Source organism: Pseudomonas sp. EA_65y_Pfl1_P113 (assembly GCF_963970525.1).
Classification (GTDB): domain Bacteria; phylum Pseudomonadota; class Gammaproteobacteria; order Pseudomonadales; family Pseudomonadaceae; genus Aquipseudomonas; species Aquipseudomonas tritici.
In genome coordinates, this window is record NZ_CAXAQM010000081.1 from 1 (window position 1) to 2,117 (window position 2,117).

A 2,117-nucleotide genomic window follows, 5' to 3' on the forward strand; every position below is an offset into this window, starting at 1 on the left:
TCGATCCGCAGACGCACACCGCGCGCGGTATTGCCTTCGACACGGTCATCACCGGGCTGCTCTCCGCCATTGCCGACGCGGAGGCGAAGCACGGCATGACGGTGCTGCTGATCATGAGTTTCCTGCGCCACCTCGACGAAGCCGATGCCTTTGCCACGTTGGAGGCCGCCGAGCCCTGGCTCGACCGGATTGCGGCGGTCGGGCTCGACTCGTCCGAACTCGGCCACCCGCCGGAGAAGTTCGCGCGCGTCTTCGCCGCGGCCCGGGCGAAGGGCTTGAAGCTGGTCGCGCATGCCGGGGAGGAGGGGCCGCCCGACTATGTGCTGCAGGCGCTGGACGTGATCGGCGTCGACCGGCTCGACCATGGCAATCGCAGTCTGGAGGACCCGCTGCTCGTCACGCGGCTCGCGCGCATGGGCATGACGCTGACGGTGTGTCCGCTCTCCAACCTCAAGCTGTGCGTGGTGGACGATATGGCCGCACACCCGATCGACCGGATGCTGCGCGCGTCGGGGCTGGACCATGCCCGGGTAACGCGCCCCGGTGCAGCGGTACGCTTCCAGGCACGACGTTCGAACGAACTGTGGCACTTCGATATGAGCCCGTCCGACCTCAAGCAGGTGGAGGCACCGCTATGGATCGAGGAAGGACGCGGTCGGCCAATGCTGATGCTGTTCTCGGCGGTGGATGACTGTTCCGGTGTGGTCTATCAGGAATATCGCGGTGCCTATGGCGAGGATGCGGAGTCGGCCCTGCGCTTCCTGTTCAATGCGTTCGCCGCCAAGCCCGAACCCGAGTTGCCGTTCCAGGGCCTGCCTGTCACGATCTACATGGACAATGGCCCAGTCAGCCGGTCGAGTGTCTTCCAGTCGGTGATGGGCAGTCTCGGTATCCGCGTCCTGACGCACCTTCCACCCAAACAGGGCGACCGTCACACTGCCGCGCGCGCCAAGGGTAAGGTCGAGCGCCCTTTCCGCACCATCAAGGAGGTGCACGAGACGCTGTACCACTTCCACAAGCCCAAGGACGAGGAAGAGGCCAATCTATGGCTGCGCCGCGCGCTGGTCACCTACAACAATGCCGACCATCGCTCCGAGCCGCACGCCCGCATCGAACACTGGCTGCGCCATCTGCCGCCCGAAGGCGTCCGGGCGATGTGCTCATGGGAGCGGTTCTGCGCCTTCGCGCGCCAGCCTGAGCGCCGTAACGTCGCCGGTGACGCGACCGTCTCGGTCGAGGGCACGACCTATGAAGTCGAGCCGCATCTCGCCGGCGAGACGGTGACGCTGCTATGGGGGTTGTTCGACCAGGCGCTGTTCGTCGAGCACGACGGCAAGCGCTTCGGCCCGTTCGAGCCGTCGCGCGGCGCGGTGCCGCTCTATCGCTACCGCAAATACCAGAAGAGCCGGGCGGAAGAACGGCTCGACAAGGTGGTGCGGCTTGCCGACCAGCTCGGTCTGCCCCGTGCCGCGATCACGGGTGGTGACCGGCCCTTGCCGTCGCTGCCGCCTACCACCTCAGGGCTTGCCGTGCGGCGCACACCCTTTCCGGACCCGGTCGTCGAGACGGCCCATGCCACCGGCCTTGCCGCCCGACAGGCGATCGTCGAACAGCTCCGACTGCCGCTGGGCTCGCTGCCAGAGGAGGATCGTGCCTTCATCGACGCATTGCTCGGCGAGACGTTCGACAAGGCCATCATCGCCGATCGCATCCGCGACCGGTTCCTGTCACGACGAAGGACCAGTTGATGCTCGCCGACGTGCAATCCAGCTACGGCCTCGCCCGCCCGTTCCAGGGCGCGGGCAATTTCGAGACCGAGCATCAGCGCGTCATCGTACGCGAAGTCTGCGCAGCGGTGCAGACCGGACGGCTGATCGTCGTCTCCGGACTGGTCGGTTCGGGCAAGACGCACCTGCTGCGCCGCATCGAGGACGAACTGGCGCGCGCCGGCAAGGTCGCGGTCGCCAAGTCGCTGGCGGTGGACAAGCGGCGCACCTCGCTTACCTCGCTGATCGAGGCATTGTTCTACGACCTGTCGTCCGGCGACCGCGCGCAGGTGAAGATCCCCAAACAGGCCGAACGGCGCGAGCGCGACCTTCGTGATCTGATGCGCAAGG

General features: G+C 66.7%; 2 protein-coding genes. Both read left to right on the forward strand.

Features of this window, described 5'->3' with window-relative positions; genetic code table 11:
* Nucleotides 1-56 precede the first annotated feature (56 nt).
* Nucleotides 57-1,748: an IS481 family transposase gene (locus AACY52_RS28315; protein ID WP_339561073.1), complete on the forward strand. Its 1,692-nt coding sequence runs from the start codon at nucleotides 57-59 to the stop codon at nucleotides 1,746-1,748.
* On the forward strand, nucleotides 1,748-2,117 hold a 370-nt coding region (locus AACY52_RS28320; protein ID WP_339561072.1), incomplete at its 3' end, for an AAA family ATPase. The genes AACY52_RS28315 and AACY52_RS28320, both read left to right, overlap by 1 nt.